Origin of the sequence: Janibacter zhaoxuefangae, assembly GCF_050271985.1 — a bacterium.
Lineage (GTDB): Bacteria > Actinomycetota > Actinomycetes > Actinomycetales > Dermatophilaceae.
This window is the reverse complement of record NZ_CP189849.1, coordinates 1757613-1771896: the sequence shown is the minus strand read 5'-3', so window position 1 is coordinate 1771896 and position 14284 is coordinate 1757613. Positions and strand designations below refer to the sequence as shown.

At 70.6% G+C, this 14284-nt stretch carries 13 protein-coding genes and 2 tRNA genes; 11 read left to right on the top strand and 4 right to left on the bottom strand.

The genetic code is table 11. The features are described 5' to 3' along the window. Positions 1–17: 17 nt before the first annotated feature. Positions 18–2582, bottom strand: a complete 2565-nt coding sequence (gene pepN, locus ACQBAS_RS08330) for an aminopeptidase N (protein ID WP_427383338.1) — start codon at positions 2580–2582, stop codon at positions 18–20. A gap of 118 nt (positions 2583–2700) precedes the next feature. On the opposite strand from pepN, the gene ACQBAS_RS08325 reads away from it, so the two are divergent. The 4 genes from ACQBAS_RS08325 to trmB all read left to right on the top strand — a co-directional run bounded on the left by ACQBAS_RS08325 (position 2701) and on the right by trmB (position 5861). Further along, entirely contained in the window at positions 2701–3309 is a 609-nt protein-coding gene (locus ACQBAS_RS08325; protein WP_427383337.1) for a DsbA family protein, read from the top strand. Positions 3310–3365: 56 nt separating this feature from the next. Continuing rightward, positions 3366–3845: a ribose-5-phosphate isomerase gene (locus tag ACQBAS_RS08320; RefSeq protein WP_427383336.1), complete on the top strand. Its 480-nt coding sequence runs from the start codon at positions 3366–3368 to the stop codon at positions 3843–3845. A gap of 102 nt (positions 3846–3947) precedes the next feature. Next, on the top strand, positions 3948–5075 hold the full coding sequence (locus tag ACQBAS_RS08315) for a PP2C family protein-serine/threonine phosphatase (RefSeq protein ID WP_427383335.1): 1128 nt from the start codon (positions 3948–3950) through the stop codon (positions 5073–5075). An 18-nt stretch (positions 5076–5093) separates the two neighbouring features. Then, positions 5094–5861, top strand: a complete 768-nt coding sequence (trmB, locus tag ACQBAS_RS08310) for a tRNA (guanosine(46)-N7)-methyltransferase TrmB (protein WP_427383334.1) — start codon at positions 5094–5096, stop codon at positions 5859–5861. Between the two features lie 30 nt (positions 5862–5891). Here the strand turns inward: trmB and ACQBAS_RS08305 are convergent, their stop codons facing one another. Next, the gene (locus ACQBAS_RS08305) at positions 5892–6398 is read right to left on the bottom strand and encodes a DUF4395 domain-containing protein (RefSeq protein WP_427383333.1); all 507 of its coding nucleotides are present in this window, start codon (positions 6396–6398) and stop codon (positions 5892–5894) included. Positions 6399–6482: 84 nt separating this feature from the next. Next, positions 6483–6556, bottom strand: a tRNA-Pro gene (locus ACQBAS_RS08300). 99 nt (positions 6557–6655) lie between these two features. Between ACQBAS_RS08300 and ACQBAS_RS08295 the strand changes: the two genes are divergently transcribed. Beyond that, positions 6656–6729: transfer RNA gene (locus tag ACQBAS_RS08295), tRNA-Gly, on the top strand. 54 nt (positions 6730–6783) lie between these two features. Here the strand turns inward: ACQBAS_RS08295 and ACQBAS_RS08290 are convergent. Then, positions 6784–7680 (bottom strand): zinc metalloprotease, encoded by an 897-nt coding sequence (locus tag ACQBAS_RS08290; RefSeq protein WP_427383332.1) that lies wholly within the window; start codon positions 7678–7680, stop codon positions 6784–6786. A 295-nt stretch (positions 7681–7975) separates the two neighbouring features. Between ACQBAS_RS08290 and tig the strand changes: the two genes are divergently transcribed. The 6 genes from tig to ACQBAS_RS08260 all read left to right on the top strand — a co-directional run bounded on the left by tig (position 7976) and on the right by ACQBAS_RS08260 (position 14121). Next, positions 7976–9358, top strand: a complete 1383-nt coding sequence (gene tig, locus ACQBAS_RS08285; protein ID WP_427383331.1) for a trigger factor — start codon at positions 7976–7978, stop codon at positions 9356–9358. Between the two features lie 32 nt (positions 9359–9390). Next, entirely contained in the window at positions 9391–10605 is a 1215-nt protein-coding gene (locus ACQBAS_RS08280; RefSeq protein WP_427383330.1) for an MFS transporter, read from the top strand. Positions 10606–10693: 88 nt separating this feature from the next. Next, positions 10694–11728, top strand: a complete 1035-nt coding sequence (locus tag ACQBAS_RS08275; protein ID WP_427383329.1) for an NAD(P)-dependent alcohol dehydrogenase — start codon at positions 10694–10696, stop codon at positions 11726–11728. Positions 11729–11933: 205 nt separating this feature from the next. Beyond that, complete coding sequence (locus ACQBAS_RS08270) at positions 11934–12620, top strand: PaaI family thioesterase (protein ID WP_427383328.1); 687 nt, start codon at positions 11934–11936, stop codon at positions 12618–12620. 170 nt (positions 12621–12790) lie between these two features. Then, complete coding sequence (locus tag ACQBAS_RS08265; RefSeq protein ID WP_427383327.1) at positions 12791–13426, top strand: ATP-dependent Clp protease proteolytic subunit; 636 nt, start codon at positions 12791–12793, stop codon at positions 13424–13426. A gap of 29 nt (positions 13427–13455) precedes the next feature. After that, a complete protein-coding gene (locus ACQBAS_RS08260; protein ID WP_427383326.1) occupies positions 13456–14121 on the top strand; it encodes an ATP-dependent Clp protease proteolytic subunit in 666 nt (221 codons plus the stop codon). Positions 14122–14284 lie beyond the last annotated feature (163 nt).

Genomic DNA, 14284 nt, shown 5'->3' with positions numbered 1-14284 from the left:
CTCGCGCCTCGTCCCGGTCAGGCCGAGAAGGCCGAGCCCTGGGCGTCGCGCGCCTGGGCCGCGAGCGAGCGCTCCGTGGCGTCACGGTTCTCGGACACGAGGCGACGCAGCCCGGCCGGGGCGTCCTCGTTGGCGTCCAGCCACGCCTGGGTCTGCTCGAGCAGCTCGCGCGTCGCGAGCGAGCCCGGGTAGAACCCGGTGACGATGACCTCGCCGATGGCGTGCGTGCGCGCGTCCCACGCGCCGCGCAGGCTCGCGAGGTAGGTGCCGACGAAGGGGGCCAGCAGCGCGGGGTCGACCGCGCGGCCGAAGCCGAGGGCCGTCGCCTCGACGACCGAGTTCGGCAGGTCGGTGCCGACGACGGCGCTGTCCCAGGCGGCCTGCTTGGCCTCCGCGGTGGGCGCCGACGCCTTCGCCCGCGCCGAGCGCTCGCGACCGGTGGCCGTGTTGTCGCGCGCCAACTCGGCGTCGACCTGGTCGGCCGGAGCCGCCCCGGCCGCGACGAGCGCGGTCAGCAGGGTCCACCGCATGTCGGTGTCGACGGCCAGGCCCTCGAGTTGCTCCGTACCGTCGAGCAGCCCGGCCACCCACGCCGTGTCGTCGCCCGGCGCGAGCAGGTTCGCGTGCGCGGTGACGAGCTGCAACTGGGCGTCGCTGCCCGCCTCGGCCGAGCGGGCGAGCTCGGCCAGGGCACGCACGACGCGATCGCGCAGCGCGAGCCGCTTCGCCGGGTCGGAGTAGGACAACGTGGCCGTCGCGAGCTGGCCGAGCAGTGTGCGCAGCAGCGTCGAGTCCTGCTCGCCCGGGAGGCTCGCCAGGAGCAGGTCGACGAGATCGCTCGCGCTCATCTCGGCGTCGCGCGTCATGTCCCACGCCGAGGCGAGCACGAGGGCGCGCGGCAGGCTGTCGGTGAAGGCGCGCGGGTGCGCCAGAACCGTGGCGAGGGAGCGTTCGTCGAGGCGGATCTTCGCGTAGGCGAGGTCGTCGTCGTTGACGAGGATGAGGTCGGGCTGCTGGCGACCGACGAGTTCGGTCACCTCAGTGCGCTCGCCGTCCACGTCGAGCTCGATCCGGTCGGTCCGCACGAGGTGGTCGCCCTCGAGGGAGTAGAGGCCGACGGCGAGTCGGTGCGGGCGCAGCGTCGGGAAGTCGGGGGCGTGCGTCTGCTCGATGACGGCGGACGTGATGCCGCCGCGGTCGTCGACCCCGATGACGGGGCGCAGGGTGTTCACGCCGGCCGTCTCGAGCCACAGCTTGCTCCAGGCGCGAAGGTCGCGACCGGAGGTGGCCTCGAGCTCGACGAGCAGGTCGTCGAGGGTGGTGTTGCTCCACGCGTGCTTGGCGAAGTAGGCGCGCAGACCGGCCACGAAGGGCTCCCGGCCGACGTAGGCGACCATCTGCTTGAGGACCGAGGCCCCCTTCGCGTAGGTGATGCCGTCGAAGTTGACCTCGACGTCGTCGAGGTCGCGGATCGGGGCGACGATCGGGTGCGTCGAGGAGAGCTGGTCCTGGCGGTAGGCCCACGACTTCTCCGCGGCGGAGAAGGTCGTCCAGGCGGTCTCCCACTGGGTCGCCTCGGCCTGGCACGTCGTGCTCGCCCACTCGGCGAAGGACTCGTTGAGCCACAGGTCGTTCCACCAGCGCATCGTCACGAGGTTGCCGAACCACATGTGGGCCAGCTCGTGCAGGATCGTCAGCGCGCGACGCTCGACGAGGGCCTCGGGCACCTTCGCGCGGAAGACGTAGACCTCGTTGATGGTCACGCAGCCGACGTTCTCCATGGCGCCCATGTTGTATTCGGGCGTGAAGATCTGGTCGTACTTCTCAAAGGGGTAGTCCTGGTCGAACTCCTTCTCGAAGAAGGCGAATCCACGCTTGGTGGCGTCGAAGATGTTGTCGGCGTCGAGGTGCGGCGTCAGCGACTTGCGGCAGTAGATGCCCAGCGGGACCTCACCGCCGCGGGTCGTGACGGTGTCCCGCACGACGTCGTAGGGGCCGGCGACGATGGCCGTGACGTAGGACGAGATCCGCCCGGTGGGGGTGAACGCCCACGTGGCGACGCCGTCGCCGGCGGGGGTCGGCTCGGGGGTCGGCGAGCACGAGACGATCTGCCAGTGGGCCGGGCCGGTGACGGTGAAGGCGAAGGTCGCCTTGAGGTCAGGCTGCTCGAAGACGGCGAACATGCGGCGGCTGTCGGGGACCTCGAACTGGGAGTAGAGGTAGACCTCGTCGTCGACCGGGTCGACGAAGCGGTGGAGGCCCTCACCGGTGTTCATGTAGACGGCGGTGCCGTCGACGGTCAGCGTGTTGTGCTCCGCCAGGGACGGCAGGCTCACGCGCACGCCGTCGAAGTGCCCGGCCGGGTCGAGGCTCTCGCCGTTGAGCTCGATGGATTCGACCGAGTCGGCGATGAAGTCGATGAAGGACGAGGCGCCGGGGGTGGTGCAGCTGAAGGTGACCGTGCTGCGGGAGCGGAAGGTCTTCTCCGAGGTCGTGAGGTCGAGCGAGACGTCATACGACTCGACGGACAGCAGGGCCGCCCTCTCGGCGGCCTCCTCACGGGTCAGGTTCTTGCCGGGCACGCGTCCTCCTGGGAGTCGTCAATGGGTGGCCGCTCGTGGCGGCGATGTCACATCGCGTCATCCTCCCACGCGCCGACGGGGTGCGGCCGGTGCGGGCGCCGGTGGCAGGATGTCCGCCATGACTGAGCGGCAGAGTGTGGAGTTCTGGTTCGATCCGGCGTGCCCGTGGGCGTGGATGTCCTCGCGGTGGCTGATGGAGGTCGAGCGCATCCGCGACATCGACGTCACGTGGTCCGTCATGAGCCTGTCGGTTCTCAACGAGGGTCGGGACCTGCCCGAGCCCTACCGCGACCTCATGGACCGCTCGTGGGGTCCCGTCCGCGTCATCATCGCGGCGGCCGCGGCGCACGGGGACACGGTGATCAAGCCTCTCTACGACGCCATGGGCACCCAGATCCACCTCGAGCGCGTCAGCGATCGCGCGCAGGTCATCGCCACCGCCCTCGAGCAGGTGGGGCTGCCGGCCGAGCTCGCGGAGGCCGCGACGACCGACGCCCACGACGAGGCGCTGCGCGCCAGCCACGCCCGGGCCATCGGCCTCGTCGGCGACGACGTGGGCACGCCCGTCATCTCCGTCGCCGGCGTCGCCTTCTTCGGCCCCGTCGTCACGCCGGCCCCCAAGGGTGAGGCCGCCGGCCGCCTCTGGGACGGCTGTGTCCTCGTCGCGAGCACCCCGGGCTTCTACGAGCTCAAGCGCACCCGCGACGCGGACCCGATCTTCGACTGAGTCGTTCGCACGATTCGCGTTCCCCTTCAGGCCCACAACACCTCAGGAGCACTGCCATGCGCGTCCACATCGGTGGCGACCACGCCGCCTTCGATCTGCACAACGACCTCGTCGCCTTCCTCGAGGGGGAGGGGCACGAGGTCGTCAATCACGGCCCGCTGACCTATGACGCCCTCGACGACTACCCCGTCTTCGTCCTGCGCGCTGCCCGCGGCGTCGCCGACGACCTGGCCGGCGGCGTCCCGGTGCGCGGCATCGTCCTCGGTGGCTCGGGCAACGGTGAGCAGATGGCCGCGAACAAGGTCGAGGGCATCCGCGCCGCGCTCTGCTACAACGTCGAACTCGCACAGCTCGCCCGTGAGCACAACGACGCCCAGATCATCTCCATTGGTGGCCGCATGAACACGGTCGAGGAGGCCCGCGCGATGGTCACGACCTTCATCGCCACCGACTTCTCGGGCGAGGAGCGTCACCAGCGACGCATCGACATGGTCGGGGACTACGAGACGTCCGGCACGGTGCCCGCCCTGCCCTGACACGCGGGCAACTTCGCCAAGGTCTGTTCGTTCGCCCATGGCCGTACATAGGGTGACCTCAGATCGCGGCCACCGGCTGCGGCATGCGCGAACGGGGGCGTGGTGAGCGGAGGCATCGGCATGTTGCGCCCGCGCACGCGCACGCGTTCGGGGCCACGGGTCTCCGTCTTCGGGCGGCTCGGGCAGGCCGGGGTGCTCGCCCTCCTCATCGCCGTGACCGCAGCGGGATCCGCCGGGCTGGTCATCTGGCCTGACATCGTGCCGAGCACGTTCTTCGCGCCGATCATCGTCCTCGGCGGCATGATGCTCGGCCCGCGCCCGCTGCTCGTCCTTTACAGCCTCATCCTCGTGGCGCTCGTCGTGCCGTGGGGTCGGGACGACGGCTTCACACCCGCGGCCATCGCCTCTCGCATCCTCATCGCCGTGGTCATGGTCATGCTCTACGCCTTGTCGCGCTCGCACCACGAGCTGGGGGTCCACGGACTCGGCGGCAACCGGATGCTCGTCGATCTGCGGGGCCGCCTCGGCGCCATGAGCGAGCTGCCACGACTGCCCCAGGGTTGGCGTGCCGAGTCGGCCCTCGAGTCGGCCAACGGGGACTCCTTCTCGGGCGACTTCCTCGTGACGACCCGCAACGCGTCCGGGTCGTCGGTGGAGCTCGTCCTCGTCGACGTCAGCGGGAAGGGGGTCGGTGCCGGGACGCGGTCGCTCCTGCTCTCCGGTGCCTTCAGCGGCCTGCTCGGTATGACCGAGCCCGAGCGCTTCCTCGGCGCCGCCAATGCCTACCTCGTCCGGCAGCAGTGGGCCGAGGGGTTCGCCACCGCCGTCCACCTCCAGCTCTGCACCGACACCGGAGCCTTCACCGTCGGCTCGGCCGGACACCCTCCCGCCCTGCGCTACGACGCGGGCACCGGTCGCTGGTCACCGACGAACACGAGCACGGGTCCGCTGCTCGGCGTCATGCCCTCCCCGGACTATCCGCGGCACTCGGGCATCCTGCGTCGTGGGGATGCCCTGCTGCTCTACACGGACGGCGTGATCGAGTCCCGCACCCGCCGCCTGGCCGACGGGATCGACTGGATGCTCGGCACGGCGGAGCAGGCGTTGGGCTCCGGTGGGGGACTGGGCCATCGGCCAACGGGGTTCCAGGGGCTCGCCGCGCGCATCTGCCGTCAGGCTCGCGCCGGCAAGGACGACGACCGCGCCGTCGTCATCGTCTGGCGCGAGTAACGACTACGCTCCACCGTCGTGACTCCCGACGACCCGACCACCCAGCCCGCCCCCGACCAGAGTCGTGACGGCTCCGGGCCCGAGGGCGAGAGCGAACTGGTCCTCGGTCCGGGGGTGACGCTGACTCCGGACGGTCGTCCGCGTCAGACGATCCGCACCTTCACGCCCCGGTGGCGCAACTCCCCGCTGACGGATGAGCGGATGGAGCAGTTGCTGCCCACCTTCGACCTCCCGGAGGGACCGCTCGACGCGGCCACCGCCTTCGGCTCCGAGATGCCCGTCGTCCTCGAGATCGGTTCGGGGCACGGGGCAGCGGCCATCGCCTACGCCCTTGCCCACCCGGACCACGGGATCATCGCCGCCGAGGTGCACGTCCCCGGGGTCGCGCGGATGATGGCGGCCGCACAGGAGGCCGGCGCGACGAACCTGCGCGTCCACGTCGGTGACGCGATCCTCTTCCTCACCGACGACGTGCCGACCGGCTCCCTCGCCGGCGTGCACCTCTTCTTCCCCGACCCGTGGCACAAGAAGCGCCACGCGAAGCGACGCTTCGTCCAGCAGCACACCCTGGACCTGGTGCGCGACCGGCTCGCGCCCGACGGAGTGCTGCGGATCGCGACGGACATCGCCGCCTACGCCGAGCACAGCCTCGAGCAGCTGGAGCGGCACGGTGGCTTCGACGTCACCGTGGGGCCGCGCCCGCAGTGGCGTCCGACGGACGGCTTCGAGGACAAGGGCATCGCCGCGGGGCGCACGATCACCGACATCACGGCACGCCCGCGCTGAGCGGGTTCTCGCTGACGCCGTCGCGCTGACTCAGCGCGCGGCGAGGGCCGCCCGCGTGCGCCCGGAGATGTCCGCGCACTCGAGGCAGACGTCGTCGGGGATGACGCCCAGACGCATCAGCCCGGCGAAGATCCGGCAGCCCACGCAGAACCCGAGGGCCGCCTCGAGCAGCGGGAAGGCGATCATCGCGACGCCGATGACGAGGGCGGGCACGCCGACGACGGCTCCGAGGCTGCCCTCGAGGAGCAGGAGGACGGCGGCGATCGCCGTCATGACGGCGCCCATCGTCGCGGCAAAGCGCTTGGGTGCGAAGGGGGTCGGCCGCGCCGGCGTCGTCAGGCGCGGGCGGATCGCGCCGGCGAGCCGGGCAATGGGGCTGTGGCGCGGGCCGAGAGCGGCGCGGATGGTGAAGTCCGCGGCGAGGACCGCGTAGAGCCACCACGCCGAGGTGAGCAGTGCGACGGTGGTGAGCACGAGGATGATCGCGGCGACGAGGCGGACGGTGATGTCGTCGACGGCGGTGGGGATGGAGGCCATGGCGACAGTATGCCTGTAGTTATGGGTTGCATAACCGTGCGTTACGCATGCTGGACGGTCGCCGACCTTCGCGCCTCTCGTCCGTCGGGGTAGCCGGATTTGAACCGGCGACCTTCCGCTCCCAAAGCGGACGCGCTACCAACCTGCGCCATACCCCGTGGCCTGCCGACCGCGACTCGCTCAGCGCGTCGATTTCCGGTCCCTCGCAGGCGGGTATTAGGCTAGCCCGTGCCTTCGGCGACCTCGCCGTCGGCCCCGCGGGCGTAGCTCAATGGTAGAGCCCCAGTCTTCCAAACTGATTACGCGAGTTCGATTCTCGTCGCCCGCTCCACATGACGAAGGCCCCCCGCCCATTCGGGCAGGGGGCCTTCGTCGTCGTGTCGGGTCAGCCCTTGCTGCCGGCGCCGCTCGCGCGGAAGGCGATCCACGCGTCGTTCATGCGCTCGACCTGGCCGGCCGTGAAGTGGTCCATGCACTCGTCCACGGTGTAGTCCATGAAGTTGTGGATGGGGTCGAGGCCGGGGGCGGTGCAGCTGTCGGCGCCCTCGGGGCAGCCGAACTGGGGCACGGCCTCGCGCGGAGTGTCGGCGACGCCGTCGCCGGAGGCGGAGCACCCGCCGGCGAAGGTGTGCTCGAGCATCATCCAGTGGCCGACCTCGTGGGTGAGGGTGTCGCCACCGTCGTAGGGCACGGCCGAGCCACCGGGCATGGACTCGTCGAGGATGACGACACCGTCGATGTAGTCGCGACCGGTGTTGTAGCCCTTGGGGAAGTAGGCCCAGCCCAGGAGGCCGCCGCCGATGTCGGCCGAGTAGACGTTCAGCGTCGTGGAGTCACCCTCGTACAGGGCCGCCTTCATGTCCCGCTCGGTCTTGCCGGGGGCCACGTGCGCCCACGTCTCGTTGACCGTCCACGTGATCTTCTCGAGCGAGAAGCGGAAGGGGGAGTCCGAGGCCACGGCGGACGTGGCGCCGGTGAAGCTGTCGTTGAGCACGTCCATCTGCGCCTCGATGCGGGACTCCTGGAGGTCCTGCTCGGCGGGGGAGAGGGCGTGGTCGGAGACGACGTGGAAGACGGTCGGGATGGTCACGCTGCCGTCGGCCATTCGCGGGGAGTCCTTGATGACGCCGTACTTCTTGGCCTCGTTCTTGGAGTAGAGCTCCGGCTCCTTGGCGGTGGCGCCCTCGGCCAGTCGGGCGGCGGTGCCGGGCGCACAGGCCGCGACCGCGGCGGACGGCTGGCTGCTCGCGGGGTTGGCGACGACCGCGCCGGTGGCCGGCACGGCGGCGACGCCGAGGCTGGCGACGAGAGCGGGCAGGGACAGGCCGAAGGTGGCCGAACGGGCGAGGGAAATGGGTCGAGACCTTTCGGAGGTGGGGTCCGCGGGTCGCGCGGACGGGACGAAGGTAGCGACTGAAGGGGGGCCTGTGGGGGAAGAGCCCCGAACCCGCCGTTTTCGGTCCCCGTCGCTCGGGCGCTAGCATGACTCCTTGGCTGATGCGCCGACGGCGACCGAACGGGTCGCATACCGGAGCCGGCCGACGACCCCCGTACGACTGAACCTGGAGCAAACCGCTGTGAAGAGCGCCGTCGAGACCCTCAACCCGACCCGGGTCAAGCTGACCATCGAGGTCCCGCAGGAGGAGCTCAAGCCGCACCTCGACGCGGCCTACAAGACCATCGGGTCCCAGATCCAGCTCCCCGGCTTCCGCGCCGGCAAGGTCCCCGCCCGCATCATCGACCAGCGCGTCGGCAAGGGTGCGGTCATGCAGGAGGCCGTCAACGAGGCGCTCCCCGAGTTCTTCGGCAAGGCCGTCGAGGAGAACGACCTCCAGCCCCTGGGCCAGCCCGAGGTCGACATCACCGCCGTCCCGCTCGAGGGCAACGAGAACCTCGAGTTCACCGTCGAGGTCGACGTCCGTCCCGAGGTCACGCTGCCCGACTACGCGGGTTACGAGATCGAGGTCGACGACATCAAGGTCACCGACGAGGACATCGCCAAGGGCCTCGAGGAGCTTCAGGCCCGCTTCGGCACCCTCGTGGGTGTCGACCGCGCCGTCGAGGACGGCGACTTCGTCTCCATCGACCTGAAGGCCGAGATCGACGGCACCGAGATCGACTCCGTCTCCGGCGTCTCCTACGAGGTCGGCTCCGGCAACATGCTCGAGGGCATGGACGCCGCGCTCATCGGCATGGCCGCGGGCGACACCAAGACCTTCCAGGCCCCGCTCGCCGGTGGCGATCAGGAGGGCCAGGACGCGGACTGCACCGTCACCGTCCAGTCCGTCAAGGTCCGCGAGCTGCCCGAGCTGGACGACGAGTTCGCCCAGCTGGCCTCCGAGTTCGACACCATCGACGAGCTGAAGGCGGACGTCTCCGCCAAGGTCGAGCAGCAGAAGAAGTTCGACCAGGGCCTCCAGGCGCGCGACCGCGTCCTCGAGAAGCTCCTCGCCGACACCGACATCCCGCTGCCCGAGTCCATCGTCGAGGCCGAGATCCACTCCCACCTCGAGGGCGAGGGTCGCCTCGAGGACGACGTGCACCGCGCCGAGGTCGACGAGTCCACCCGCTCCGGCCTGAAGACCCAGTTCCTCCTCGACGCGCTCGCGCTCAAGGAGGAGGTGCAGGTCGAGCAGCAGGAGCTGATCGAGTACCTCGTCATGCAGTCCCAGCAGTACGGCATGGACCCGAACTCCTTCGCCCAGATGATCGACCAGCAGGGCCAGATCCCCGCGATCATGGGTGAGGTCGGGCGCCGCAAGGCCCTCGCGGCCGTGCTCGACCAGGCCAAGATCGTCGACGCCTCCGGCAACGTCATCGACCTCGACGAGCTCGTCCCCTCGCAGGAGGAGGACGACGCCGAGCTGGTGCACACGAGCGACTCCGGCGCCGTCGAGGCCCCTGAGGCCACCGAGGCCACCGAGGTCGACGCCACCGACGCCGACGAGGCGAAGGCCTGATCACGCCGACAACACCTGGCACGCCTGCGCGCGTGCACGACGAGACCGCCAGGGCCCGCCTGGCGGTCTTCGCCGTCTTCGCCCTCAACGGCGCGGGATTCGCGACGTGGGCCGCCCGGATCCCCGACGTCAAGGCGGGCTTGGGCCTCACCGCCGGTCAGCTGGGGATCGTCCTGCTCTTCCTCTCGGTCGGGTCCCTCGCCGGTCTCCCGCTCTCGGGCCGGATCGCCGACCGGATCGGGCCTGCGGCGACCGTCCGGTTCGGCGGCGCCGTGTGGACCGTAGGCCTTCTCGTGGCCGCGCTCGGTGTCACCGTGTTCGCCTCCCCGACCGTCCTCGCCGTGGGACTCGCGGCGGTCGGCTTCGGGGTGGGCGTCTGGGACGTCTCGATGAACCTCGAGGGCGCCGCCGTCGAGCGTCGGCTCGGGCGCGCGATCATGCCGCACTTCCACGCCGCCTTCAGCGCGGGGACGGTGGCCTCCACACTCGTGGCGGCGGCGCTGTCCTGGGCCGGCGTGTCCGTCGGGGTGCACTTCGCCGTCGGGGGAGTGCTCATCGCCGCAGGCATGCTGGTCGCCGTCCGGGGCTTCCTCGGCCGCGATGGGGACGAGCTGACGCCGGAGGACCCGGGCGCGCCCGCACCGGTCGCGCCGCGCAGCGCCTGGCTCGAACCGCGCACCCTGCTCATCGGCCTCGTCGCGCTCGTGGCCGCCTTCACCGAGGGCACGGCCAACGACTGGATCGCGGTCGCCTTCGTCGACGGGCATGGCCTCCCGCCATGGGCCGGCGTGCTGGCCTTCGCGACCTTCCTCGGCGCCATGACGACCGGCCGGCTCATCGGGACGACGCTGCTCGATCGATTCGGGCGCGTGCCCGTCCTGCGGGCGCTGCTCGTGATGGCGGCCGTGGGGACCCTGCTCGTCGTCTTCGGGTCGCCGGCACTCGCCTACGTCGGCGCGGCGATCTGGGGGCTCGGAACGGCACTGGGCTTCCCCGTGGGGATGAGCGCGGCCGCCGACGACGAGAGCCGAGCCGCGGCGCGGGTCTCGGTGGTCGCCACGATCGGCTACGCCGCGTTCCTCGCCGGCCCGCCGCTGCTCGGCTTCCTGGGCGATCACCATGGTGTCCTTCGGGCACTGTTGGCCGTCGGTGCCCTGATCGTCCCGGCACTTCTCGTCCTGCCTGCCGTGCGCGAACCCGCCAGCGCGGCGCTCGACCCCGAGTCGAGCGGTCGGATCGTGCACTAGTCGATGCCCCGGGGCCATCTTCGCCATTGCACTCCCTCCTGTGGCAGCGCGCCGCTAGCGTGGGGAGTAGCCAACCGAAGGATCGACCGTGAAGGCTTGCCAGTACGTCGAGATCGGACGGCCGCCGCGGGTGGTGGACGTCGAGAAGCCGACGCCGGGTCCCGGTGAGGTCCTGCTGCGGATCACCGCGTCGGGAGCGTGCCACTCGGACGAGTTCATCATGTCGCTGCCGGAGGAGCAGTACACCTTCGGCCTGCCACTGACGCTGGGTCACGAAGGCGCGGGCATCGTCGAGGAGCTGGGTGAGGGCGCCTCCGGAGTCGAGGTCGGCGAATCGGTCGCGGTGTATGGGCCGTGGGGCTGCGGGCTGTGCCACGCCTGCGCGCAGGGCAAGGAGAACTACTGCCGGTTTGCCGAGGAGCGGGCGATCCAGCCTCCTGGCCTCGGTGCGCCGGGTTCGATGGCGGAGTTCATGATCGTCGACAGCCCGCGGCACCTGGTGCGTCTGGGTGACCTCGACCCCGTCGCCAGCGTCGCCCTCACGGACGCGGGTCTCACGCCGTACCACGCCATCAAGCCAACCCTGCCGAAACTGCTGCCGGGCAGCGTCGCCGTCGTCATCGGAGTGGGCGGACTCGGGCACGTCGCGGTGCAGATTCTCAAGGCGTTGAGTGCAGCCACGGTGGTGGCGCTCGACGCGAAGGAGGCAGCGCGCCAGCTCGCGTTGGACGTCGGCGCCGACCACGCGTTTGCATCGGACTCGGCCGCGGTCGATGAGATACGCAGGCTCAGCGGCGGGCTCGGCGCGACCGTGGTCTTCGATTTCGTGGCCGCCGACGCAACGACGGCGCTCGCGGCCACGATGGTTCACGCCGAGTCGGATCTGGTCATCGTCGGAGTCGGGCCGGGGAGCGTGCCGGTCGGCTTCTTCAGCCTGCCGCACGAGGTGCGGGTGTGGTCGCCGTACTGGGGTTCGCGCCCGGAGCTCGAGGAGGTTCTCGAGCTGGCGCGGGTCGGCGCGATCCACGTCGAGACCGAGACGTTTGGCTTGGATGAGGCGCCGGTCGTGTACGAGCGGATGCACGCTGGCACCCTGCGCGGACGCGGCATCGTCGTCCCATAGCCCGTCGCGCGGAGTGGGCGTTCGGCTACGCCGCGTTCCTCGCCGGACCGCCGCTGCTCGGCTTCCCGGGCGATCACTATGGTGTCCTTCAGGCCCTGTTGGCTGTCGGTGCCCTGATCGTCCCGGCACTGCTCGTCCTGCCTGCCGTGCGCGAACCCGCCAGCGCGGCGGACACGGACGACTCACTCACCACTGGAGGACCCGCATGACCGACGGCACCTTCGCCGCCCCCGAGCCGCCCGCCGACCCGGTTGCCCTCGCCGAGGAGGAGCGCGCGTACGCCGCCCTGGCCGATGCGGTCCGTGACCTCGTCGACGCCAGCGTGCGCACCCGGGCGACCCCGGAGCAGGTCGGCGAGTGGACGGCGCAGGCACAGGCCCTCGCCGACGTGCTGTCCGCCAGCGCCCAGCCCGGCCCGCTCGGTCTCGAGGTCTCCTCGGACGGGATGCTGCGCGACCACGGCAACCCCGCGGTGGGCGCCCGCAACCCGATCGCCCCGCCGCTGCACATCACCAAGGACCCCGAAGGTCGCGCCGAGACCACCTTCACCGTCGGCGCCGCCTACGAGGGCCCGCCCGGACACCTGCACGGCGGCATGATCGCCCTCGTCCTCGACCAGGTCCTCGGCACGGTGCCCATGGTCATCGGCGTCCCGGGACTGACCGCCAACCTGAGCGTCACCTACCGGCGCCCGACCCCGCTCGGGACGTTGACCTGCGAGGCGTGGGTCGCCGAGCGAGGCGACTGGAAGACGAGCGTCGAGGGCGTCATGCGAGATCCTCAGGGTCGGGTCACCGCCGAGGCGCAGGCCGTCTTCGTCCTCCCACGGTGGGCCCGCGACCGGGCCGGGCACCCGATCGGCGACGCCGGGGAGTTCCCCTCCCTGTCCTGAGCCTTGCGCTCAGGGCGAACACCGCGACGGATCGGGATTCTCCCGTCGAGAGCGGGCGTTAGGGTCACTGACAGGCAAGCACAGCACCACGGATGACGCGTCCACCGGCGTCCGCCGGACGTGCACCACCACCGGACACGCCTGCGACCGTGCAGCGGGATGGAGAGACAGTGAGCAACAGCAACGAGGTCGTCGCCAACGGACCGGCCGGTTCGTTCGGTCTCGACGACCACATCTACAACCGGCTCCTCAAGGAGCGCATCATCTTCCTCGGCTCCGAGGTCCGCGACGACAACGCCAACGCCATCTGTGCGCAGATGCTGCTGCTGGCGGCCGAGGACCCGGAGAAGGACATCTGGCTCTACATCAACAGCCCGGGTGGTTCGGTCACGGCCGGCATGGCGATCTACGACACGATGAAGTGGATCCCCAACGACGTCGCGACCGTCGCCATGGGCCTCGCCGCGAGCATGGGCCAGTTCCTGCTCAGCGCCGGGACCAAGGGCAAGCGCTACGCCACCCCGCACGCGAAGATCATGATGCACCAGCCCTCGGGCGGCATCGGTGGCACCGCCTCCGACATCAAGACGCAGGCCGAGCTGCTGCTCGGCATGAAGCGTGACCTCGCCGAGCTCATCGCCGAGCACACGGGCCAGACGAAGGAGCAGATCGAGCGCGACTCCGACCGCGACCGCTGGTTCGGTGCGGCGGACGCCAAGGAGTACGGCTTCGTCGACCACGTGTTCACGAGCGCCTCGCAGGCCTCCCCGGCCGACGGTGACAACCCCGTCACGGGCGACAACTGAGCGGCCACGGAAGGACTTCAGGAGAACTCATGGACATCAACCCCCTCGCCCACGGTGGCGCGCGTCTGCCGATGCAGGCGCCCTCCAGCCGCTACATCCTCCCGCAGTTCGAGGAGCGGACGTCCTACGGGACGAAGCGCCTCGACCCCTACACGAAGCTCTTCGAGGACCGCATCATCTTCCTCGGCGTGCAGGTCGACGACGCGTCGGCGGACGACATCATCGCCCAGCTGCTCGTGCTCGAGTCCCAGGACCCCGACCGCGACATTCTGATGTACATCAACAGCCCGGGTGGCTCGTTCACCGCGATGACGGCGATCTACGACACGATGCAGTACATCCGTCCGGACATCCAGACCTTCGTCATCGGCCAGGCCGCCTCCGCGGCCGCGGTCCTGCTGGCGGCCGGTGCGAAGGGGAAGCGCTTCAGCCTCCCCAACGGCCGCGTCCTCATCCACCAGCCCGCGCTGGCCGGCGGTGACTACGGTCAGGCGTCCGACATCGAGATCCAGGCCAACGAGGTGCTCCGCATGCGGACCTGGCTCGAGGAGACCTGGGCCAAGCACTCCGGCAAGTCGCCCGAGGAGGTCCGCGAGGACATCGAGCGCGACAAGATCCTCTCCGCGCAGGAGGCCAAGGAGTACGGCCTCATCGACGAGATCCTCGGTTCGCGCAAGGCCTCGGACGAGGTCTGAGGCTCCCCGCACGACTCGGCGCCCGCCTCCTTCCGGTGGCGGGCGCCGTCGTGTGCGGGCTGGACCGGGTGGTCCTGTCCGCTGTCAGCGGACAAGGGCGACTCGCGGGCCTCGGGCGGCGTTCAATGGACCCCAGAGCGAAGCGATCCGGGTAGCGTCAGGG